Here is a 260-nt window from a genome sequence, read left to right on the forward strand (position 1 = left end):
TGGGCGAATCCAGCCTGCGGAACATCGACTACGGCGACTGGGAAACCGGCGGGGTCACCAACCCCGACGGCACCCGCACGACGTCGATCGGCCTGTTCCAGCAGCAGGACGGATGGGGCACCCGCGAGGAGCGGCTGGACCCCTACATCTCGTCGACGAAGTTCTTCAACGCGATGACCACGAAGGTTCCCGACCGCGAGTCGCTGGAACCCACAATCGTCGCGCACCGCACTCAGGTGAACGCCGACCCGTACCACTAC

General features: G+C 65.4%; 1 protein-coding gene. It reads left to right on the top strand.

What is annotated here, in order from left to right; all coding sequences use genetic code 11:
* A partial coding sequence (locus ACZ3HG_RS24105) for a hypothetical protein (protein ID WP_465334951.1) occupies positions 1-260 on the top strand: 260 nt, incomplete at both ends.

It is taken from the genome of Erwinia sp. PME.40.26/001, assembly GCF_055556675.1.